The organism is Flagellimonas abyssi, assembly GCF_019457905.1.
Classification (GTDB): domain Bacteria; phylum Bacteroidota; class Bacteroidia; order Flavobacteriales; family Flavobacteriaceae; genus Flagellimonas; species Flagellimonas abyssi.
This window is the reverse complement of sequence record NZ_JAHZSV010000014.1, coordinates 43,602-66,092: the sequence shown is the minus strand read 5'-3', so window position 1 is coordinate 66,092 and position 22,491 is coordinate 43,602. Positions and strand designations below refer to the sequence as shown.

14 protein-coding genes are annotated in these 22,491 nt (G+C 41.9%); 6 read left to right on the top strand and 8 right to left on the bottom strand.

The annotated features are described in order from the left end of the window. Positions 1–16: 16 nt before the first annotated feature. The gene (locus tag K1F36_RS11465) at positions 17–1,132 is read right to left on the bottom strand and encodes an endo-1,4-beta-xylanase (protein WP_220113947.1); all 1,116 of its coding nucleotides are present in this window, start codon (positions 1,130–1,132) and stop codon (positions 17–19) included. 185 nt (positions 1,133–1,317) lie between these two features. Here K1F36_RS11465 and K1F36_RS11460 point away from each other — a divergent pair, with 185 nt between their 5' ends. Next, positions 1,318–2,982 (top strand): SGNH/GDSL hydrolase family protein, encoded by a 1,665-nt coding sequence (locus K1F36_RS11460; protein WP_220113946.1) that lies wholly within the window; start codon positions 1,318–1,320, stop codon positions 2,980–2,982. A 15-nt stretch (positions 2,983–2,997) separates the two neighbouring features. Here the strand turns inward: K1F36_RS11460 and K1F36_RS11455 are convergent, their stop codons facing one another. The 5 genes from K1F36_RS11455 to K1F36_RS11435 form a co-directional block, all read right to left on the bottom strand. Further along, the gene (locus tag K1F36_RS11455) at positions 2,998–3,357 is read right to left on the bottom strand and encodes an SxtJ family membrane protein (protein WP_220113945.1); all 360 of its coding nucleotides are present in this window, start codon (positions 3,355–3,357) and stop codon (positions 2,998–3,000) included. Beyond that, entirely contained in the window at positions 3,357–3,506 is a 150-nt protein-coding gene (locus K1F36_RS11450) for a DUF5989 family protein (RefSeq protein WP_220113944.1), read from the bottom strand. The genes K1F36_RS11455 and K1F36_RS11450 overlap by 1 nt, the downstream gene beginning before the upstream one ends. Next, on the bottom strand, positions 3,507–5,306 hold the full coding sequence (locus K1F36_RS11445; RefSeq protein ID WP_220113943.1) for a carbamoyltransferase family protein: 1,800 nt from the start codon (positions 5,304–5,306) through the stop codon (positions 3,507–3,509). It lies immediately after the preceding gene. A 167-nt stretch (positions 5,307–5,473) separates the two neighbouring features. Then, positions 5,474–7,417 carry a RagB/SusD family nutrient uptake outer membrane protein gene (locus tag K1F36_RS11440; protein ID WP_220113942.1) on the bottom strand — a complete coding sequence of 648 codons (1,944 nt, stop codon included), beginning with the start codon at positions 7,415–7,417 and terminating at the stop codon, positions 5,474–5,476. A 4-nt stretch (positions 7,418–7,421) separates the two neighbouring features. Further along, positions 7,422–10,568 (bottom strand): SusC/RagA family TonB-linked outer membrane protein, encoded by a 3,147-nt coding sequence (locus K1F36_RS11435; protein WP_220113941.1) that lies wholly within the window; start codon positions 10,566–10,568, stop codon positions 7,422–7,424. Positions 10,569–11,017: 449 nt separating this feature from the next. On the opposite strand from K1F36_RS11435, the gene K1F36_RS11430 reads away from it, so the two are divergent. Further along, complete coding sequence (locus K1F36_RS11430) at positions 11,018–11,992, top strand: glycoside hydrolase family 43 protein (protein ID WP_258539044.1); 975 nt, start codon at positions 11,018–11,020, stop codon at positions 11,990–11,992. Positions 11,993–12,422: 430 nt separating this feature from the next. On the opposite strand, the gene K1F36_RS11425 is transcribed toward K1F36_RS11430, so the two are convergent. Then, positions 12,423–14,006, bottom strand: a complete 1,584-nt coding sequence (locus K1F36_RS11425) for an aldehyde dehydrogenase (NADP(+)) (RefSeq protein WP_220113939.1) — start codon at positions 14,004–14,006, stop codon at positions 12,423–12,425. Positions 14,007–14,055: 49 nt separating this feature from the next. Next, positions 14,056–15,249 (bottom strand): fumarylacetoacetate hydrolase family protein, encoded by a 1,194-nt coding sequence (locus tag K1F36_RS11420; protein WP_220113938.1) that lies wholly within the window; start codon positions 15,247–15,249, stop codon positions 14,056–14,058. Between the two features lie 261 nt (positions 15,250–15,510). On the opposite strand from K1F36_RS11420, the gene K1F36_RS11415 reads away from it, so the two are divergent. The 4 genes from K1F36_RS11415 (at position 15,511) to K1F36_RS11400 (ending at position 22,465) form a co-directional block, all read left to right on the top strand. Continuing rightward, on the top strand, positions 15,511–15,999 hold the full coding sequence (locus K1F36_RS11415; protein ID WP_220113937.1) for an RNA polymerase sigma factor: 489 nt from the start codon (positions 15,511–15,513) through the stop codon (positions 15,997–15,999). A 124-nt stretch (positions 16,000–16,123) separates the two neighbouring features. Continuing rightward, a complete protein-coding gene (locus K1F36_RS11410; protein WP_220113936.1) occupies positions 16,124–17,287 on the top strand; it encodes a FecR family protein in 1,164 nt (387 codons plus the stop codon). Positions 17,288–17,556: 269 nt separating this feature from the next. Next, a complete protein-coding gene (locus K1F36_RS11405; RefSeq protein WP_220113935.1) occupies positions 17,557–20,919 on the top strand; it encodes a SusC/RagA family TonB-linked outer membrane protein in 3,363 nt (1,120 codons plus the stop codon). A 10-nt stretch (positions 20,920–20,929) separates the two neighbouring features. Further along, positions 20,930–22,465, top strand: a complete 1,536-nt coding sequence (locus K1F36_RS11400; RefSeq protein ID WP_220113934.1) for a SusD/RagB family nutrient-binding outer membrane lipoprotein — start codon at positions 20,930–20,932, stop codon at positions 22,463–22,465. The last annotated feature ends 26 nt before the right edge of the window (positions 22,466–22,491 follow it).

The window sequence follows — 22,491 nt, the reverse complement described above, 5'->3', positions numbered from 1 at the left end:
GTTGGAATGATGGAAGTTAATCTTTAACTGTATTGATTACTGCATTGAATGCCTTTTTGGGTTTCATTCCCCTATCGAAAAGCAAGGTATAATCCGTTCTGCCGCGAATGGGAAAATTGTTTTTCCAGGACAGGCCATCGTGCAACCCCCAAAAGGTAACCCTTCCAATTTTATCCGAATGCTTGTTGAAAAGCTTAAAAATTTCTTCATACCGTTTTGCCAATTGGGTTTGTACAGAATCCGGCAAGCCGTTGGGGTAGGGGTTCATGGTAGGGTTGTTCTCAAAACTTACGGAAACATCAGCGGTCGGCGCGTTCCAAGGACTGGGCAAAACCGAAATATCCAGTTCCGTGAACATGACTTTTACACCAGTTTCCGAATACATTTTAATGGCGGTCTCGATATCTTCAATGGAGGGTTCGTTCAAACTCCAATGGGCTTGAACTCCAACGCCGTCTATTTTGATTCCTTTGCTTTTAAGGTTGTTGATAATACGTATGGCCCCGTTCCTCTTTTCCGGGGTGATAAGGTTATAGTCGTTGTAGTAGAGTTCGGCTCCAGGGTCGGCAGCATTTGCATATTGGAACGCTTTTTCTATAAAGGCTTCTCCACCTATTTTGTAAAACGGGGATTTTCTATATGATCCATCTTCTTCCAAAGCTTCATTGACGACATCCCAAGCGTCTATCCTGCCCTTGTAGTTCCCAACAATGGTAGAGATATGCTTTTTTATTCGGCCGTTCAACTCCTCATTGCTAATGGTATCCCCATTGTTGGACTTGAATACCCAAGGTGCCAATTGGCTATGCCATACAAGGGTATGGCCAACCACGAACATGTCATTTTTTTGAGCGAGTTCCACCAATTTATCGGACTGCTCAAAATTAAATGTGTTCTCCTCCGGATGTATGTACATCCATTTCATGTCGTTTTCTGCTGTCAGCGCATTAAATTGGGAAGCGATAAGGTCTGTTTCCTCCTGGTTGCTTTGGTTTATTTGATATCGATTCACTGCTACGCCCATCAAAAATTTGTCTTTAAAAGCTTCTTTGAGTGTTAGTTTTTGTTGAGCTTTGGATTGAGTTCCTGAAAATATCAGGATGGGTAGAATCAAAAAGATAAATTTGTTCACAATTAAGTATTTGTTAAAATAAGCGATGTTATTTATAGGTTGTGCTGTTTTTGACCAAAAATAATTAATAAATTAGCAAAATGCAATCGATTGCGTAAAATTATCCGGTTTATAATTTAAAGTTGTGGATAAACCCAGTTAAGCACTATTTAACTAGTACTCATGAACAGACAAAATTCTCTGGTGTGAAGAAGAAAATACTTTTTAGAATTATTGCGGCGACTCTTCCATTGATCATGATCTTAATCTTGGAGCCAATTTTATGGGGGATTGGCTATGGGGAAAATTACCAATTATTCAATAGCGTCAAGGGTGAAAATGGCGTTGAGTATTTGGTTGTCAACTCCGATTTGTCCAAGAAATATTTTAGAGGGACAGATTTTAATGCGGATAGTCAATCGGACCTCTTCCTCAGACAAAAAACGGATAGCACCTTTAGGGTGTTTGTCCAAGGGGCCTCAACCGTCGTGGGCTATCCTTTCTATAAGGGGGCGTCTTTCCCAAGACTATTGAAACATAGGCTTTCCCGGACGTTCCCGGAAAAAAACATAGAAGTGGTCAATACCGCAATCACGGCGGTAAATTCCTATACGTTATGGGACATAACCGATAAAATTATTGATCAAAAACCGGACTTGGTCATTATTTATGCGGGACACAACGAATATTATGGGGCCCTGGGGGTAGGTTCTTCCGCTTCCGTTGGGAGTCATCCCGCATTGGTCAGAAATTACCTTAGACTGAAGAACTTTCGGTTTTTTCAACTGCTTGAAAACGGAATCATGGGCCTGATGAAGTCGGATGACCAAAATACCATGTCTACCGATGAGACCACCTTGATGGAGGTCATGGCCAAAGAGCAGGAAATTCCTTTGGATTCAGATGCTTTTAATGCGGGAATAACGCAGTTCAAAAGTAATTTGAAAAGAATATTGGATAAATATCAACGTCATAATATCCCTGTTATACTTTCAACCCTAGTGTCGAATGAAAAGGATATCAAGCCTTTTATCAGCGATAGCCTGAATGTTGAGGATTACAGAGCGGCGATTCAGGAAAATAAAACTGAAGGGCATGGTTTGGCGCTTCAAAATGCAGATGCGGCCTATATCTTGGGCCAATATTATCTGGAAAAGGAACCAGATTCCGCCAAAAAATACTTGCACTTGGCCAAAGAATTGGATCTATTAAGGTTTAGGGCCCCCGAAAGGATCAACGATGCAATTATCGAGCAGGCCCATGAGTACGACCTACCTTTGGTTGATATGAAGGGCATATTCGAATCCAAAGTTCCATATGGGATAGTGGGGGATAAATTGGTGGCGGAGCACGTACACCCCAACGTGGAAGGGTATTTTGTGATGGCGGATGCGTTCTACGAAAAAATCAAAGAACTGAGACTACTGAAAGGTTGGCAAAACTATATTACATATGAAGAGGCCTTTGATGATATTCCAGTGACCAAAATTGATTCCATAAAAGGGAAATTGGCGGTGGAAATCCTTAAAAAATCATGGCCCTATGACCTGAGTATGTCCGGAACAACGCCTGCTGAGTTTAGTTATGTGACACAAAACCCGACCTTCGAGGAAAAAACTGCCGTCAATCTATATAGGCATCAGGACCAATGGCAGTATGTAATGACTCAGGCTTATCACAAATACAATGAGGATGGGGATTATAAAAGTGCGCTAAAAGTGGCCCAGACCTTGATTTTTGAGTTTCCTGAACAGTACAAAGTTTATAAGATGGCAGGGGAGATGTGCCGTAAGTTACAGGATGATGCTTATGCCGATTATTATTTTAAGAAGAGCAACTATCTTAAAAAGAACCGTTCTACAAAAAGGTAAATTCAAATTTTTTGGCTACCAGGGATTGTCAATATCCTTCCCCGTGTAAAGGTGCTTACGTGGATGAAAATAGGAAGTTTCGGTAGTTTTCTTACGAACCTGATTATTGCCAAACAAACGTTGCAACCCTGCCAGAGGAATCAGTATGCAATGAAATATGATGAACATTAACACAAAATTCATTACCACACCCAGATAATGGGAAAACCCTAGCCATACTTTTGCAATAAGGGTCGAAGCCCGTTTGGAAACAACACCGATGGCCAAAAAGGCCATGGCCACATAGACCAGCCACTCCACGTGCAACCACACTGAAAAAATGAGCGAGGCCAGTGCCAGAACAATGATCGTTTCAAAAGCTTTTTCCCTTTCCATCAAAATAAGGTATAAATAAAAGGTGCCAGTGCAGAGCTACTGGTCAAAAAAATCAGTATGCCAAAAAGCACAAATATGATGATCAAGGGTACCAACCACCACTTTTTTCGCTCTTTTAGAAACAGAAAGAATTCTTTTAAAAACTCCATTTACTTTACAATTACATAATTTTCCAAAACCAGAACATCCATGCCCGAGTTCATAAAACAATGGTAGGCATCTTCCGGGGTGTTTACAATGGGCTCATCTTTAACATTAAAACTGGTGTTGATGAGCACTCCGGTACCCGTTAATTTTTTAAAGGTCTGCAATAAACCCCAAAACGTGGGATTGACCTCCTTTTTTGCCACTTGTACCCTGGCCGAATAGTCCACATGGGTTATGGCTGGCAAATCGGATTTAGGTATTTTGCGTTTTTCTTCTAGAGTAAGTTCGTTGAAATTTTTGGGCAACGATTTCCTGAGTGAGGCTTTTACCGGATTTGTGAACAACATATATGCTGATTGTTTGCCGGGCTCAAAATAAATGTCATGATCCTCTTCGCAAACTGCAGGCGCAAAAGGCCGAAAGCTTTCACGAAACTTGATTTTCAGGTTGAGCTTGGATTGCATTTCGGGGTCCGAGGGGTCGGCAAGTATACTGCGATTCCCCAATGCCCTTGGACCAAATTCCGTTCGTCCCCTGAACCATCCCACTACTTTTTTTTCAGCCAAATGACCAGCAACTGTGCCCATAAGTTCCTCCGTGGATTCAAAATAACGATATGGGCATTTGTGCCTTCGCAACACTCTTTCAATTTCTTGATGGGATGCACACGGGCCAAGATAAGGATTGAACGGTTTCTTGAGTCCGGTAAAGTTCAAATCCTGCTTTAAATACGCCGCGGCCAAGGCAGCCCCGATGGCGCCTCCGGCATCACCCGCTGCGGGCTGTACATAGATGTCCTTGAAAATAGCCTCATTGAACAAAACGGAGTTCGCCACACAATTTAGGGCAACACCCCCTGCCAAGCACAAATATTCCGCTTGGGTTTCCTTTTTAATATGATGGGCCAGCTTTACGATGATCTCTTCCAAGACCTTTTGGGCCGCAAAGGCCAAATCCGCATGTATTTGTGTCATGGGTTCATTGGTATCCCGTTTCTTGAATCCGAAAAGCGCTTCCCACTTTTTGGGATTCACCATCCGAAGCCCAACGGGATATTCAAAATACGCTTTGTTCAGTTTGATGGAACCATCTCCTTTAATGTCCACTAATTTTTCTTTGATGATGTCGATGAAACCCTGTACTTTTTTGGATTGAAGATTACTGTAAGGGGCGAGTCCCATCATTTTGTATTCACCTGAATTCACCTTGAACCCTAAAAAATAGGTGAAAGAAGAATAAAGCAATCCAAGTGAATCAGGAAAATGGAGTTCCCCAAGTACTTCGATTCCTTTGTCGCCTGAAGCCAATCCATAGGAGGTAGTGGTCCATTCGCCAACCCCATCAACCGTCAAAAATGCACTTTTGGCGAAAGGAGAGGTATAAAAGGCACTGGCCGCATGGGACAGATGATGCTCTGGAAATACAATGGGAATTTTTAGAGCATGTGCTCCACCGATTTTTTTAAGGCTTTTCCGAATGATCTGTTTTGTAAAGAGTTTTTCCTTCAACCAAATTGGCATAGCCTTGGCAAATGAGCGAAAGCCTTTAGGCGCAAAGGCATAATACGTTTCCAAAAGTCGTTCAAACTTAAGGAAGGGCTTGTCGTAAAAGGCAATATAGTCAAGGTCATCCAATGCATAGCCTGATTCGGAAAGGCAATATATTATAGCCTGCTCTGGAAAAGAGGCGTGATTTTTTATTCTTGAAAACCGTTCTTCTTGGGCAGCATACATTACTTCGCCATCCACAATCAGAGCTGCGGCAGAGTCGTGATAATATGCGGATATCCCAAGTACTTTCATTTAAATAAAGGTATTCATTTCAATTGGAAGAGGTTGAACTTATGATCCAACCCTGTTTTTTGTTACCATTACCATTTAAAAGAGGCCGTCCAATGGGGACAGCCTCTTTATGAATGCAACTTAAAACTAACTAACTCAAACTATTTATGAAGATTATAGTTTAATTCTTAATATCCAGGGTTTTGATAGGTGGCTTTTTCAGCATCGGTCATATCCAAATTATCTATCTGTGTTTGTGGTATAGGCCTTAAGTAATGATAAGGCTGGATTTCACGTGAAATTGTAGCAGTGGGACTATGAACTGTGGCAGTGATGTCATCTACTATTTCGAATGAACCAGCAACTTCAATCCATTTCTGGGTACGTACTAGATCATACCATCTCACACTTTCACCAAAATACTCACGTGAACGCTCATCCAAGATATAATCAATATCAATGGTCATTGGAGTAGCTGCTATCATGGCTGCACTATTGTCTTCAATGCGCTCTTCTTGTTCACCATTATCAAAACGCCATTTGCCTGCACGGGCACGGATCACATTGATCAAGTCCCTGGCACTCATTGCTCCAGATGCACCTTTAACTCGGGCTTCAGCAGCAATAAAATAGAACTCTGAAAACTTAGCTATGGGATAAGGGCGCGTATTTGGCACATTGGGCTGACCCAGACCTCCAGCGTTATCGTCACGGTAGGTTCCTGTCTTCCATAAACCGGGATAGAACCTTCTATTGAATTCGTTTACATTGATTACGTAATCTGCTCTTCCTGGCAATACCCCACCACCAATATTGGCACCGTTTATGGGCTCTCCACTCTCTTCATATACCACAGCCGGATCATACTCGTCCAAAAATGAGATAACGGCATCACCTGGAAAAATTTCTAGACCATTGGCACCGGTCAATGACGGCGTGGCGTCGCCTCCTTGGTCCCAATTGCCTCGATAACTGGTCGTAAAAGTACCGTCGTAACGGGAATCTATATCCTTATCGGTAAAAGTCTCGGTTAAACTGCTAACTGTAGGTGCCATTCGTGTCCATGGTCTACCAAGGCTCTGAACCGATTGCCGTTGAACGGCAGGAACACCATCAACACTGATGGTGGTATAATTGGATGTTGCCATCCAAACTGCGGTGTTGGAACTGTTGGAAGTAGTCCCCCAGCCTGTTACCGGTGCACCATTGAATTGTTCGTTTTCCGGAGTACGGTCGGCATACAACATCATCTCCATATGTCGATCGTTAGAGCCTTCGTGAACATCATAAAAATACTCCAGCAAACCGTAGGGACCAGGATTTTGTATACCATCCATGGCCAAATCGTATGCCCCTTGAAAATAAAATGAAGGATCATTTCCATCGGGATCGTTTCTTTGAGCTTCAGGATATGTTGGAATCCCTTCTGGATTTTCCAACCACCAACCATAGGTCAAATACGCCTTGGCCAAAATGAGCCTGGCCACATTTTTGGTAACCGTACCTGTCAATCTTGGATTTTCAGGCAAATCGTTAACCGCTGTAACCAAATCAGGAAAAATTGCCTTTGTGTAAACTTCCGGAACTGTATTACGTGTTGAGGTCCTGACAGCAGATCTATTGAATGCCAATTCTCCAGATCCTAGATCCAATGGCACACCACCATAGGTCTGTACCAATAAAAAGTAATAAAATGCTCTAAAAAACCTTACTTCGGCAACAAGGGCAGGGTCCAATCCTACGGCCTCTGCATTTTCCAAAATACCATTGGCTGTATTAATGGCAGGGAAACTCGCAAACCATACTCCAGCAGTTGCACCTTCATCTGATATGATCTGTCCTTCTCCGGACAAGTCCACGTTTTTAAAATCACCGGTTGCAGACTCTGCAAAGGTATATTCATCCGTACCCGATTCCGTGGAATTAAAGAATCCGGGGTTCCCATAAATATCCCTCATGGTTTCATATAAGAACACCACACCGCCCTGAACACCAGTCTCGGACTGGAAAAAATCAGGTGTAAATTGTCCTCTTGGGTTCTCTTCTATAATTTCTTTTGTACATGCGCTCAGTAAAAAGACAACAGAAAGAACCGTAATCACTTTAGCTTTAAAATTAATTTTCACAGTCATTTTTTTAGAAAGTTATATTTAATCCAAATAAATAATTTCGCGTAGATGGTACGTTGGTACCAATGGTCGGGATACTACCGGAAACAGTCCCATTGGTATTTATGTCTGCATTTTGCCTTACTCCGTTGTTGTCCACACCCGAATTTGTGATTTCTGGATCTAATCCCGATTCATCGTGAAAATCGGAGAATAGTACAAATGGGTTTTGTACTGTACCGTATATGTATAAATTTTTGGCTCCCATAGCCTTGATCACATCTGGGTCAAATCTATAGCCCAAGGTCATGGCTCGTACCTTTAGGTAAGAACCATCAAAATACCCCAAGGTGCTACCATATTCTGGCCGGTCCCCGCCTATGCCCCCTGGTGCCGGATATTTGGCATCGGTGTTGGTTGGGGTCCAGTAGTCTACATTAAGGTTGTTTCCCCGACCATTTAGCCTCATGGTGTTACCATTAGTATTGTGTAGGGTACTTACTAAAATACCTCCACTTTGAAATGCTCCCACCATGCTAAGATCAAAATTCTTATAGGCAAAGCGAGTATTGAAACCACCTCGGAAATTAGGAGTTGGGTCTATAACTACCCTATCTTCCGCATTGATTTGACGAACAGGTGAACCATCCGGATTATATTCCCCAGTATATCGCACCCGTATCATTCCTAGATTACCCCCAGGTACAAATTGTTCAAGAAATTCGGCACCTTCATCATCGGCATTCCACAATCCCAGTCGTTCATAATCATAGATAACGCTAAGAGGTTGGCCTACAAACCAAAGGTTGCCTACATCTTCTTGTTGACCTGATGCCAATTCGACAATCTCGGTCCTGTTGGTATAGAGGTTAACACCTACATCCCAAGTAAAATCCGAAGTTTGGATTGGAGTAGCATTCAGTGCTATCTCCACCCCATTGCTCTTTGTTTTACCCACATTACTGGTTACGTTGCTTACACCAGAGGTGCTTGGTAGACCGAGGTTAAGCAGAATATTGTTAGTCTCGGTTTCATAATACTCTACCGTACCAGAAAGGCGATTATTGAAAAGGCCAAAATCAATACCGTAATTATAGGTTTTCGAAAACTCCCATTTTAAGTTTGAGTTGGGCAATTGGGTCACCACATAACCATTTGCAAAAACATCGCCAAAATTATACGCAGGGTTGGTACCACCACCATTTAGTCGTCCTTGAACAGAAAAAGGATCAATGGCCTGGTTGGAGGTTTCTCCATAACCCGCCCTTAATTTTAATTGGTTAATGGCATCTACATTATCCATAAAAGCTTCATTGGCAATGTTCCACCCTACGGATACCGCAGGATAGGTATACCACTTGTTACCTGGCGCCAATCGTGAGGAACCGTCTGATCGTATGGTAGCGGTAAGCAGGTAACGGTTGTCATATTCATACAAGACCCTTCCCATTAAAGATAACAGCCCCCATTCTGTATAACTGGTATCATAATCCAATACGTCTTCCAATAGAGCTGAATCCGTATTGTACCATAAATCGTTTTCATCCGGTATATTTTGAACCCGTATAAAAGAACTATCAAAATCATTTCCTTGAGCCGAAAAAAGCCCGACGAAATTCACTTTGTGCTTATCGGCAAAGGTCCTGTCGAAAATCAATTGGTTCTCAACTACATAGTCCCGCGTAAGACTAGTTCCGTAACTGGCCGAATTAGGTTGATCAGGATTAAAACTAAAGACACCCTGACCAGTAAAATCGCCATCTCTGCTCGATCTTAGGTTAAGACCAACGTTAAGGCGGTACTTAAGGCCTTCAGCAATAAAGGGCATTTTAAGTTCTGCGTAAACGTTGTTATAGGTACCGAAGTCCAATTGCTCGTTTGCTCTTCGTTTACCAATTCGGTTGATCTCATTTCGAGTAGGGATGAATACTTGGTCTTGTCCATCCGTAAGTCTAACAGATTCCAAAAAGTTTCCATTTTCATCATAAGGACTTAAAAGAGGAGATGCGGTATACACCCCGGCTGGACCGACTATGCTTTTGGTAACACTATAGTTCATTACCGAGTTTACCCCGTAACGAAATAATTTACCCACTTGTTGGTCCAGTGAAAAACGTAGGGAATATCTTTGAAAAGAATCACCGGGAACAGGAGAAGTCTCTTTAAAATAGCCCAAACCTACATTGTAGGTGCCATTTTCAGTACCTCCTTGTACAGTGATATCGTGGGAGGTTTGCATGGATGAACCAAACAATAAATCTTGCCAATCCGTATCATTATCAACACTTTCATCATTTCCTGTAGGCGTTCCGGTGCCATTGGCAGCGGCAATCTCACGTAATTCCAATAGTTGGGCCGTATTCATTACTGGTAACTTGGCAAACACTTCCTTGGTACCATAATAAGTATTGTAAGAGAATTGTGCCTTTTGTCCTTTTTTACCTGACTTTGTTGTGATGAGGATTACCCCATTGGCTCCCCTAGATCCATAAATTGCTGTGGCCGAGGCGTCCTTTAGGATATCCAAACTCTCAATGTCGTTTTGGTTGATGTCGCTGAGCCCCCCAGAAAAAGGGATTCCATTTAAAACAATTAATGGATCATTTGATGCTGTAAGTGAGCGTACGCCACGAATTTGAATCTGTGGTGCAGCTCCCGGACGTGTACTGGTGGAGGAAATATTTACACCTGCGGCCCGTCCTACAAGGGCTTGCGTAAAGTTGGCGGATTGAACTTCGTTCAATTCCTCGGCCTTAATGGACACTACCGAACCAGTTACGGACTCTTTACTTTGGGTACCATACCCAATTACTACAACCTCTGATAGTTGCTGTGTGTCTTCAGCTAATTGAACGTTAATTGTTGACCTTCCATTAACCTCAATCGTTTGCGTAACAAATCCAAGATAGCGAAACTCAAGGGTGGCACTGGAAGCCGCCTCGAGCACATAGTTCCCGTCAAAGTCTGTCGATGTTCCATTTGTTGTGTTTTGTACAAGTACACTTACCCCGGGAATAGGTGCACCCGATTCATCGGTCACTGTTCCAGATACCGAGATAATGTCCTGTGCTAGTGCAGTAGTACAAAAAATAAATAACAAAAAGCTTGTTAGATACAAATGCAAAGGCGAGGACCATTTACTGTTTGTAAAAACAAATAATGATTTTTCAGTCATGTTACTAAGTTTTGATTTTGTTTAGTTAATTAATCCAGATACGGCAAAAAAACATACCTGTAATTTTGAATGTGTTAAATATACACAATATATCTATTTGCGCAATCGGTTGCGTTAAAATTTTTTAAATTTGATATTGAAATTATTCTGAATACTCAATTAAAACAATTTAAAATACTGATATACAATACAATATATTTTTTTAAAGATATAGGCAAACGATTGTTTATTAAAAAATATGTGTATTTTTAACAATTAAAACCATTTATCGTATTATGAAAAACACATTTTTTAGCCGTAAAATCCGCTTAACAAGCATTCTTTCTTCTTGTTTTTTACTGATTTCTCTATTTTTTTTCACTTTTGGGTGCAAACGTGAAAAAAAAGAATCCAAAAATGTTCAAGGGAATGTTGATGTTGTTGAAGACACCATTGGAATTGCCCCTGATATGGTATATACTTTAACATCTGAACTTTATACTGCGGACCCTTCTGCACATGTTTTTGAAGGCAAGCTATATGTTTACCCGTCCCATGATTTTGAATCAGGAATTCCGGAGGATGATTTGGGAAGTCATTTTAACATGGAAGATTATCATGTGTTTTCGATGGATAGTGTGGGAGGAGAGGTTACAGACCATGGACTTGCGCTACATATTGACGATGTCCCTTGGGCAGGTAGGCAAATGTGGGCTCCGGATGCCGCTAAAAAGGGTGATCAATATTTTTTGTATTTCCCAGTAAAGGATAAAGACGATGTTTTTCATATTGGTGTTGCCAAAAGCAATACTCCCGGAGGTCCATTTGAGGCCATGGCGGAGCCCATTGAAGGAAGCTTTAGTATGGATCCGGCGGTTTTCGAGGATACGGATGGTGCCTATTATATGTATTTTGGAGGTATTTGGGGCGGACAGCTCCAGCAATGGGAGCAAGGGGAATATTTGGGAGCCGACAAATACCCTGCGGATGACGAACCGGCCCTTATGCCCAAGATTGCCAAAATGGGCGACGATATGGTAAGCTTTTCAGAGGAACCCAAAGATGTTGTGATATTGGATCGGAATGGCGAACCAATTCTTGCGGGCGACAACGACCGAAGGTTTTTTGAAGCTGCCTGGGTCCACCGATATAATGGCAAATATTATCTTTCTTACTCCACCGGTGATACCCATAATATTGTTTACGCTATCGCGGATAATCCATATGGGCCGTTTACTTATCAAGGGGTGATCTTAGATCCTGTATTGGGTTGGACCAACCATCATTCTATTGTGGAATACCAAGGAAAGTGGTGGTTATTTTTTCACGACAGTTCCATGTCCGGTGGGAAAACACACTTAAGAAGCGTAAAAATGACAGAGCTTACTTATAACCCTGATGGCTCTATACAAAGAATTAATGCATTGGTCGCTAATGAAAATTAAAGGGAAAGAAAGTCACGGTCCCGTATAATTTTTCAAAAAGAAAACCCCGTTATGCCTTTTGGCTTGCCGGGGTTTATTTTTCTTAAGATGAGGTTTTGATTCCCTGTTTCTTCCATTTGTAAATTTTAGCTTCTTTTACCGTGGGTATACTACAAAACTAACATGGTACATCAAATAATAAAAGATGATTGTGTCATGACGACAGGAATTTGGTCTTATGAATGGGCATTAGATAATCCATTGATTTTTCTGACCTCTATCCATATAATAAAGACCCATCATCAATGTACCGGTCCAGACAAGACCTATTTCCCAAGGTACAGATTGCTTCCCAAGGTTGATATAGGGAACCAGCAAGCTGTTTATCCTTTCATTTCATCTCGATGAGCCCAAAATCTCCTGAGATATGCTATGCCTTCTTTTTTTCTGGTCAGATAGGATTTGAGGTGAACATACCGTTCACTTTTCTCATGATACCCAACGGATTGTCGTTTTGTAATTCGGCTGGTAGCATGGATTGTGGCCAATTTTGGAAACAGACGGGACGTACCCATCGAATTATGGCCGAGGACCCCACCGAAGTGAACCTACTGTCCGTGGTCGCCGGGAAGGGGCCGCCATGAAACATGGACGGACAGACCTCGACGCCGGTGGGAACACTGTTGAAAATGATTCGCCCCACCTTACTTTTTAAGGCATCTATTACCTTTTCATATTTTTTTATCTCCGGTTCATCGCCCAATATTGTTCCGGTAAGTTGACCTTCCAAACTATGAAGGATATTGGTGAGCTCCTCCTCATCGGCACATTGTACAACCAGGGACAACGGTCCAAAAACCTCTTGGTGCATTACGGGGTTCTCCAAAAAATCCTTTCCGCTCACCGTAAGTAATTGCTGCCTGCCATAATTTGGCGGCAATTCCTTCCCAAACTCCGCCACAACAGATACTTTTTCATGACTAGAGATTTCCTTTCGTCCCTTTTCATAGTTTTCATGGATGTTCGGATGCAACATGCTCGATGGATCCAAAAGCGACAGTTGTTCACCCAATGTGGAAACAAAATTGTCCAAAGCCTTTCCTTTAAGCCCGATCAACAAGCCGGGATTGGTGCAGAATTGGCCAGACCCCAACGTAATGGAGCCGGCATATTGGGAGGCCCAATGATCCTTTTTTTCTTCCAAGGCAGAGGGAAGCACAATAACAGGGTTCACACTCCCCATTTCTGCGAAAACAGGTATGGGTTCTTCCCGTTGCATACCCAAATTATAAAGTGCCGTTCCTCCTCGGATACTTCCCGTAAAACCTACGCCCTTTACTTTTGGGTGGGTAACCAATCTTTCTCCCACCTCGATTCCACTGCTGTTCAAGTTTGAAAAAACGCCATCGGGCATTCCTGTTTTTTTTGCGGCCTTTATAATGGCCGACGCGACAAGTTCGCCGGTTCCCGCATGCATGGGATGGCTCTTTACGATGACAGGACACCCCGCTGCCAGGGCACTTGCTGTATCGCCCCCGGCAGTAGAAAAGGCAAAAGGAAAATTACTGGAACCAAAAACTACTATGGGACCGATCGGGACCAACATCTTTCGTATGTCTTCTTTGGGTATAGGAGTGCGTTCGGGAATTGCGGTATCTATGGTCGCATCGGTCCAGGAACCTTCTTCGAGCAATGTGGCAAATGCATTGAGCTGTCCCATGGTACGGCCTCGTTCTCCCAAGGCGCGACCTTCGGGAAGCCCGGATTCCTGCGTATAGGTCTCGATCAACTCATCGCCCAAATTCTCAATCTCTTCCGCAATGGCCCTCAGAAAACCTGCTTTTTTGACACCGGAAAATTGTTTGTACTCCTGAAATGCCTGTTCCGCCAAATCAACTGCTTCGTCAATTTCTGTCGAGGAGGCTTCATAGAAGGTCCAAGCCGTAATTTGGTTGCTTTTTGGATTAAAGGTGTGGAAGGTTCTCTCGCCATTCCCCGATACTTTTGAACCGATATAGTTTTTACCTGAAATCATTTTTTAGTTTTTTTAGTAATTAGTAAAGGGTGTTTTTACATACCTTTCATTATTTCTTTTTTTGTAACCTCTTTATGGAGTAGTCAACAAAAGCATTGATTCCGAAATTCCAATTAGGAATTTTATCTGCCGAGTTGACCCAATTCACCAACATACCCAGTTTAGGGGATTCAATGATCACCCTGTCCTGTGGTTTATGGGTGAACCCCATATCTTTTTCATTTCTATCCAACGTTGGAGCGAACATGGTTCCACAAAAAAGAATGAACCCGTCGGGATATTGATGGTTATCATTGATCACTTGTGTTACCAATTCTTCAGGTGACCTGCTTATTTCTCCCATGTCACTTGCATCCTTTAACTCAAAACCATCGGTCCCGGTAATCGTTAAGGATACCTTGGCAGTTTTTACGTCGTCCAACGAATAAGAGTCATCGAACATTCTGAACAGTGGACCAACGGCACAAGAACCATTTTGATCTTTTGCTTCTCCCAATAACAAGGCACTTCTGCCCTCATAATCCCGTAAATTCACATCATTGCCCAAAGTTGCCCCCACTATGTTGCCTGAATTGGTGACCACCAATACTATTTCAGGTTCTGGATTGTTCCACTTTGAATCACTGAGCACACCAATCTCCGCACCAAAACCCACTGATGAAAAAGGTTGGCTTTTGGTAAACACTTCCGCATTGGGGCCAATACCAACTTCCAGGTACTGGGACCAAATCCCCCTTTTTTTTAGTTCATCTTTTAAACTAACTGCCTGTGGCGAGCCAGGAACTATGTTGTTGAGACTTTCACCAATGATGGAGGTGATTTCGTCCCTTAGTTGTATGGCCAATTGAGGTTCTCCTTTTGCCCTCTCCTCAATTACCCTTTCCAATAAGCTCTTAATAAAAGTGACCCCGCATGCCTTAACGGCTTGAGTATCGTTAGGGGCCAGGAAAAAGGGCTTGTTATAGTCCTTTTGATGATAAAATGAATTTTCCAAAATTTCTTCAAAAGCCCCCACTTTTGTAATATTCGGATTCTTTACATCCAATATTTCTTTGTAGTTGCCCGAATTGATGAGTTCTCCCGTAGATTTGAAGTAATAGGATAGATCATATACCCATTCTTTATGTGCCCAAATTACATGGGGGCCTTCAACATTATTATAGGCGTTTTCAGATGGTACGTGGCATCTTCCTATCCAAACACCTTTATTTGCAATGTAACGGTTGATCAATAGGTCTTTCATGGTAAAATTTTGATTTTAATTACATCCACTTATAAGTTTTGCCTCTTCAGTTTGAGCAACTACAATATTACTCGAGTACGAAAATGGCAATACGATGTTTTTTATTTGTAATTATCATATTTTTTTTGCACAAATAGCAACAATTTGATAAATTGCTATTGTTTAAAGTGTAAAATATACAATTAATTATAATGTATTCAAATTTCTTTTTTCTACTATAACCATTAAGCTTAATTAACCAAGTTCATAATAATTACAGAAATGATAAACACTAAAAATTTGGAAGAAATGTTTCTTGAGCATTACCAAGAATGGTGTTTGTTATCTTATAGTTATGTGCAAGATTTGGATGATGCAAAAGATGTGGTACAAACAGTTTTCACCAAGCTATTACAGAAAAATGAGTATACAACTATTGAGAATTTTAAGCCCTACATCAATACTGCTGTACGAAATGAAAGTTTAAAAAAAATTAAAAATTCTCAACGAACTTTCGATATGTCCCATTCCACTACTTATGTACCTTCGTATGAGAATGAGTGGATTCAGTCAGAAGTTTCTGAAACAATTTTTAAAGAACTGGAATCCTTGCCAGTACAGAATAGAAAGGTATTTGAGCTCTGTGTGATGGAAGGAATCAAGTATGAAGGTGCAGCAGAAATCATGGGCATTACAGTCAATACAGTAAAGTACCACTTGAAAAAGTCTTTTAAGATACTTCGCTTAAATTTGAGAAATATCCATTTTTAGATATCTTAAAATGGCATATTTATAAAAAATTATATAAAAATATAAGATTTTCACTACCCGTTTTTCAATTTTTTAGGTCTTATAAGTAGATGATATGTTATCATCGCTATAAACAAAGACCAAATTGATCGTAGAAATTATCCTTAAAAAATTAAAAGGGCCCATAAGCGAAGAAGAAGAAATTCTATTTGAGAAATGGTTGTCTGAAGATGATGAAAATTTTTTGACCTTTCAAAGGCTCACAAAATTGCAGGATAAATTGAAAGAACTGCAAAATATACATCATCTTGATTCACAAGAAGCTTGGGGAACAATTCAACATGGACTTCATACAAATAAATCGAACAAGCGTTTAACAACTTCTTATTCAAGGTTTATGCGTTATGCAGCAGTTTTTGTTGGTGTTGTGGCGTTATCTCTTTTCTTTAAGTCATTTTATATGGAGAAATTGGTAGAGGTGGAGCATGATCCAACAGCTATTACGTTGGAACTGGGGAATGGGGAAACCCGGATTCTGTCCCAGTCGGGTTCTACCGCGATTGTAACAAAGGATGGCAATGTGCTCGGCACTAAAGCCGAAAATATGGTGGACTATTCACAAAGTGATATTGACGCAGTTGACGACGATTTGGTATACAATACGCTACATATCCCAAATGGAAAGACATTCAAAATTGTTTTGTCTGATGGAACCACTGTTAATCTTAATGCAGGTTCCACCTTAACATATCCTATAAAGTTTGTTCCGGGACAGCAGAGAAAAGTAACATTGATCGGAGAAGCATTCTTCGATGTGAAGAAAAATGAGAACAGTCCATTTATAGTCACTTCGCAATCATTGGATATACGTGTATTAGGAACCCAGTTCAATGTTACTGCCTACCCCGAGGATACCAACCAAAAGACGGTGCTGGTTGAAGGATCCGTTAGACTTTATGAATCGGGTATGAGCTATAGTGAGGACGATTCCACATTGCTTACACCTGGAGATATGGCTTCTTGGGAATCTGCTCATAGAAAAATGAGCGTGCAAAAGGTCGATACCGAACTGTATACCAGTTGGATGAAAGGGAAATTAGTTCTTAGGGGCATGAAATTTAAGGATATGATAAAAAAATTGGAAAGGCACTACGGGGTGTCCATCCAGAACAAGAACATGGACTTGGAAGACAGGGTGTTCACTGCCACTTTTGACGTGGAAACCATTGAAGAAGTACTGAACACGTTCGTGTCCGAAACATACTTTGATTACCTAATTGAAGATGATCAAATAATCATTCTAGAATAAATAACCAAAAATCAGATATACGCCTATGAAATAAATGCACAAAAAAAATCGGGAGATGCTGCAACACCTTCCCGATTTGAGATTATTAACTCAAAAAATAAGTTAACTAAAAACATTACAAAGGTATGAAAAATTACATCAAGAGCACTCTGCCTTGTTTAACAAACAACTTGTCGCTGACGGTGAAACTAACTGCACTTTTCTTGATAGTTTCCTTTTTTTCGACACATGCAAATTCCTACTCCCAAAATACCAAACTCAGTTTGGACATGAAAAATGTAGAAATTATGCAAGTGTTCGAACAGATTGAATCTGTTTCAGAGTTCAAGTTCTTTTATGACAACAAAAAAGTAAATGCTCACAGAAAGGTCTCTATCAATGTAGACCAAAAATTGATCGCTGAAATACTCGACCAACTTTTCCAGGGAACCAACGTTTCTTATCTTTTTAACAAACAACAAATTATTTTAAAGACCAGAAACGCAATCGATGTAGCTCCGACGGACTCAAGTCCTTCCTCATCTCCCGATGACGATTTTCAAACCACACTTTCGGGTGTAATTACAGACTCCAATGGCGTACCCATACCAGGGGCATCTGTGATAGAAAAGGGCACCACTAATGGTGTTGCCGCCAACTTTGATGGAGTTTATGAGATAACTGTTCAGAATGCCAATGCCGTTTTGATAGTCAGTTCCATCGGGTTTACAAGAAAAGAAGTCCCGGTTGGAGGATCCACGACCCTTGATATAGTATTACAGGAAGATACACAGAACTTGAACGAAGTTGTGGTAACTGCTTTGGGGATTAAGCAAGAAACCAAGAAATTGGGATATTCCATTGCCCAGGTAGATGCCGACGAGGTCAATGTGAACAGGTCTTCAAATTTTATGAACACCCTTCAGGGCAAGGTAGCAGGGGTCAATATATCCTCATTGAGTTCAGGACCAGGTGGGTCATCAAAAGTTAGAATTAGAGGTCAATCCTCAATTTCGGGGACCAATAATCCTCTAATAGTGGTAAATGGTGTGCCGATAGACAATACTTCCTTTGGTACAAGCCCGGGGAGTACCAGTACAGAAGTGGGCACCAATAGTGACGGAATCTATTCCGATGGTGGTGATGGTTTTTCCAGTATCAATCCAGATGACATAGAAAGTATGACCATTTTAAAGGGAGCCACCGGTGCAGCACTTTATGGGTCCAGGGCAAAGGATGGTGTTATTATGATCACCACGAAGTCGCGTGGGCGTCAACAGGGAATAGGGGTTACCTACAACCTTAACATAACCGACCATACCCCTTTGGATTTTACAGACTATCAGTATGAATATGGACAAGGGGAGAACGGAGTGAGGCCTACATCGGCCAATCCAACCTCCGGACAATGGTCCTTCGGGGAACGCTTTCAACCGGGAATGACGCAGGTTCTTTTTGATGGAGTGGAAGTTCCTTATGTTCCGGTTTACGACAGAATTAAGAAGTTTTATAGAAGTGGTCTCGACATCACCAATTCCGTATCCATTTCGAGTGGATCAGAAAAAGGAGGGTTCAACCTTTCACTTTCCAATCTAGGCAGTAAAGGCATCACTCCTAATAACGAGTTTAACAGGAAGACGGTAAACTTTGGGGCAAACTATGACCTGTCCGACAAGCTTAGCGTTGAGGCCCATGTCAATTATTCCTACGAGAAAAACATAAACCCGCCCAACGTTGGCCAACAGGACAATACGATTCCTGTGGCCCTTTACAACATGGCCAATTCCATGCCTTTCGATTTATTGGAAGAGAAAAAACTTGATGAGAACGGGAACGAATTTGTATACAGCAGGTTCAGAAACCGTACCAATCCATATTTTACGCTTTCCGAACAGTTCAACGAAATACGGAGAGATAGAATATTCGGTAACGTTGCCGCACGCTATAAAATTCTTTCATGGCTTACGGGACAGATACGGGTAGGGCAGGACTATTGGTCACGTTCCCAACAATTTAATGGGTATCCGACCGGACAAGCTTCCAGACCTGCGGCACCAGAACCCTTCTTTAATGGAACCTTTACCCAAACAGCAAGAAGGTATAGGGAAACCAACATGGACTTCCTTTTTTCAGGAAATGTTGATGTAAATGAAGATTTTGGAATTAGTTACAATGTTGGTGGAAACCAAATGAGAAGAAGACAGGAGCTCAATAGAGTGGATGTGACCGATTTTGTGATCCGTGATCTGTACACTGTACAAAACGGTAGGGTGAAAGATCCAACCTACTCCATGTCCGAGAGAGGCATCAACTCCTTGTATGGAGCAGTTGATTTATCTTATCAAGACACTTATTTTTTAAGTGGTACTGCCCGTAACGATTGGTTCTCAACACTTTCTGAAGCAAATAGAAGTATCCTTTATCCTTCTGTTTCCGGTAGTGTCCTCTTTTCAAACTGGGTCGGTGATGACGCGGAGTGGCTTACCTTGGGTAAATTCAGGGCCGCCTATGCCGAAGTGGGCAGCGATACGGACGTAAATCCTTATTCTGACGCACTATTTTATGATATCAACGCCAACTTCTTCCCAGGACCGGATGGATCACCCAAGCCAGTTGCTGGCGCCAATACATCCATATTGCCCAATCCCAACCTTCGCCCAATGAGGGTGAAGGAAACAGAACTAGGTGTCGATCTAAGAATGTTCGATAACCGGGTCGGATTGGATTTGGCCGTATACCGCAAGACCACAATAGATCAGATCATACCCGCTCAGATTTCCAATTCTTCAGGATTTATAAGTCAGTTGATCAACAGTGGTGAAAGTAGAAGTGACGGTATTGAAATGTTATTGAATTTGACACCCATTCGTAATGATGACCTAAGATGGGATTTTAATTTCAATGCGTCCTACAATAAAACCAAAGTAATCAGCCTGCTTAGCGATGAGGAGGGAGAGAGTATTTTGGTAGGTAACCACGTATTTAACGGTTATCTCTACCAAGTGGTAGGTAAGGAAATCGGTCAATTGGCCGGTTTTGGTTATAAGTTCGATGACCAAGGAAGACAAATATTTGCAAATGATGGAAGACCTTTAAGGTCGGACGATATCAAATTCTTTGGTAGTGCACTGCCCAGATGGGTTGGAGGTATTACAAATACCGTACGCTACAAGGATTTCAACTTCTCCTTTTTGATTGATTTCAAATTGGGAGGTAAGATGATTTCCGGTACCAACTTCAATGCCGTTAGACATGGTCTCCATAAAATGACCCTTCCTGGTAGGGATACCGGGGTTATCGGAGATGGGGTAAACCAAGCGGGGCAACCCAACAATGTTGCAACGGAATCCCAAACTTACTGGGAAGTTGTGCGATCACAGCAATTGATAGAACCCATTGTGTACAATTCTGGATTCTGGAAATTGAGGCAGATTACCTTAGGGTATGATTTCCAAAAACTCATTCCAGAGGATTCCTTTGTACAAGGGGTAACCCTAAGCCTGGTTGCAAACAATGTGGCAATACTTAAAAAATGGGTCCCCAATATTGATCCAGACTCCTTTGCTTATAGTTCGGACAACGTTTCTGGACTGGAATCCACAGGTGTACCCACCACAAGAAGTATCGGGTTTAACCTAAACGTCAAATTCTAAATAAGACATCATGAAAAATATAGGGAATAGAATCATAATCTTTGTAATCCTCATAGGTCTATTGGGATGCGAAGAGAATTTTGATGAACTCAATACCAACACTGTAGACCCAACAAGTGAAAGCATAGACCCAGTGTTCCTATTGAACAATGCGATCGTTGGACTTTCCTTCCCAAGTGGAACCAATATCTACTACGATGAAGCGATTGTACAGCAGATAGTAACGCCCAACTCTGGATTTGTGGCCGGGGCCAACTATAATCAGGATAACCGTAACAATACCGGTAACCAGTGGGATGCATATTATCAAAATGTCATAAAACATACCAGTGACGTTATTCTTCAGCTTAACACTGAAGAATCGGACCGTTCCAATTTATTACAGATGGCCCGTATCTTGGAAGCCTATGCTTTCATGGTATTGACTGATGAATACGGGGAAATCCCCTATTTTGAAGCAGGTAAGGGCTTGTCCGAGCAGGTGGTACTGCCAAGTTATGATCCCCAGGAACAGATTTATCCGGATTTGATCACTGAATTGACCGAGGCAAGGGACGCGTTGAGCGAGTCGGCCCCTGCCGAAGGAGGGGAAGCGATGTATTCAGGAGATTTGGACCAGTGGAGAAAATTGGCCAACTCTCTTTTGGTGAGGATTGGTATGCGACTTTCGAATGTAGATTCCACCTTGGCGGAACAGACCGTTCAAAGTGGCTTCAATGGAGGTGTAATGGAGTCCAATGACGACAACTTTGTGGTTAGGCACGATAACAATTTCACCAACCCATACAGTTTCACATTCAATGGAACCGAAGCCAATAACTTCTATTTGACAGATGTATTCGTGGATTACTTGTATAATAACGATGATCCAAGATTGGCCTCGTTGGCGATCAGGTATGTGGGCGCTGCATCGGGACCGGACCAAGTAGAGGCAATTGCCTCAAAGAATCCTGATGATCAAATAGGTATGCCCATGGGGTATGATAACAGTACCATTGGAACTGTTGCGACCAATGAAGGACTTGCCAGTTTCTATGACTTTTCACAAGTAGATCGGTTTACATACGGCGCCCAGTCGTCGCCCATGTTTCTCTGTACCTATGCGCAGACGCAATTGTTGTTGGCAGAAGCTGCGGTCAATGGATGGGTGACAGGTGATCCCTCCGAGTATTACGAAAATGGAATACGCGGACATATGGAACAGGCAGCGGCCTATGGAGAAAGTGTGGCCATTGCTGGAACTGATATTGATACTTATATAGCTGCCAACCCATTGAATCTGGCCAATGCTGTTGAGGAAATCAATACACAATACTGGGTGGCTTCCTTTTTGAACGGACCGGAACTATTCGCCAATTTTAGAAGGTCTGGCTATCCAGATTTGATGCCCAACCCATATCCTGCACAGGATATCACCAGTGATTTCATAAATAGGTTGACTTACCCTCCTGCCGAGATAGCCGTAAATCAGGCAAACCTTCAAGAGGCGGTTTCCAGAATGGGGCCCGATAACTTGGATACCAAGGTTTGGTGGGATGTAGATTAATGAGTAACCGATATTATCAAAAAGAA

Bases quoted from the DNA above. Each gene is read 5' to 3' on its own strand.
- K1F36_RS11435 (WP_220113941.1), bottom strand. From the start codon at position 10,568: ATGACTGAAAAATCATTATTTGTTTTTACAAACAGTAAATGGTCCTCG.
- K1F36_RS11445 (WP_220113943.1), bottom strand. From the start codon at position 5,306: ATGAAAGTACTTGGGATATCCGCATATTATCACGACTCTGCCGCAGCT.
- K1F36_RS11425 (WP_220113939.1), bottom strand. From the start codon at position 14,006: ATGATTTCAGGTAAAAACTATATCGGTTCAAAAGTATCGGGGAATGGC.
- K1F36_RS11400 (WP_220113934.1), top strand. From the start codon at position 20,930: ATGAAAAATATAGGGAATAGAATCATAATCTTTGTAATCCTCATAGGT.
- K1F36_RS11450 (WP_220113944.1), bottom strand. From the start codon at position 3,506: ATGGAGTTTTTAAAAGAATTCTTTCTGTTTCTAAAAGAGCGAAAAAAG.
- K1F36_RS11440 (WP_220113942.1), bottom strand. From the start codon at position 7,417: ATGACTGTGAAAATTAATTTTAAAGCTAAAGTGATTACGGTTCTTTCT.
- K1F36_RS11420 (WP_220113938.1), bottom strand. From the start codon at position 15,249: ATGAAAGACCTATTGATCAACCGTTACATTGCAAATAAAGGTGTTTGG.
- K1F36_RS11430 (WP_258539044.1), top strand. From the start codon at position 11,018: ATGGTATATACTTTAACATCTGAACTTTATACTGCGGACCCTTCTGCA.
- K1F36_RS11415 (WP_220113937.1), top strand. From the start codon at position 15,511: ATGATAAACACTAAAAATTTGGAAGAAATGTTTCTTGAGCATTACCAA.
- K1F36_RS11405 (WP_220113935.1), top strand. From the start codon at position 17,557: ATGAAAAATGTAGAAATTATGCAAGTGTTCGAACAGATTGAATCTGTT.
- K1F36_RS11455 (WP_220113945.1), bottom strand. From the start codon at position 3,357: ATGGAAAGGGAAAAAGCTTTTGAAACGATCATTGTTCTGGCACTGGCC.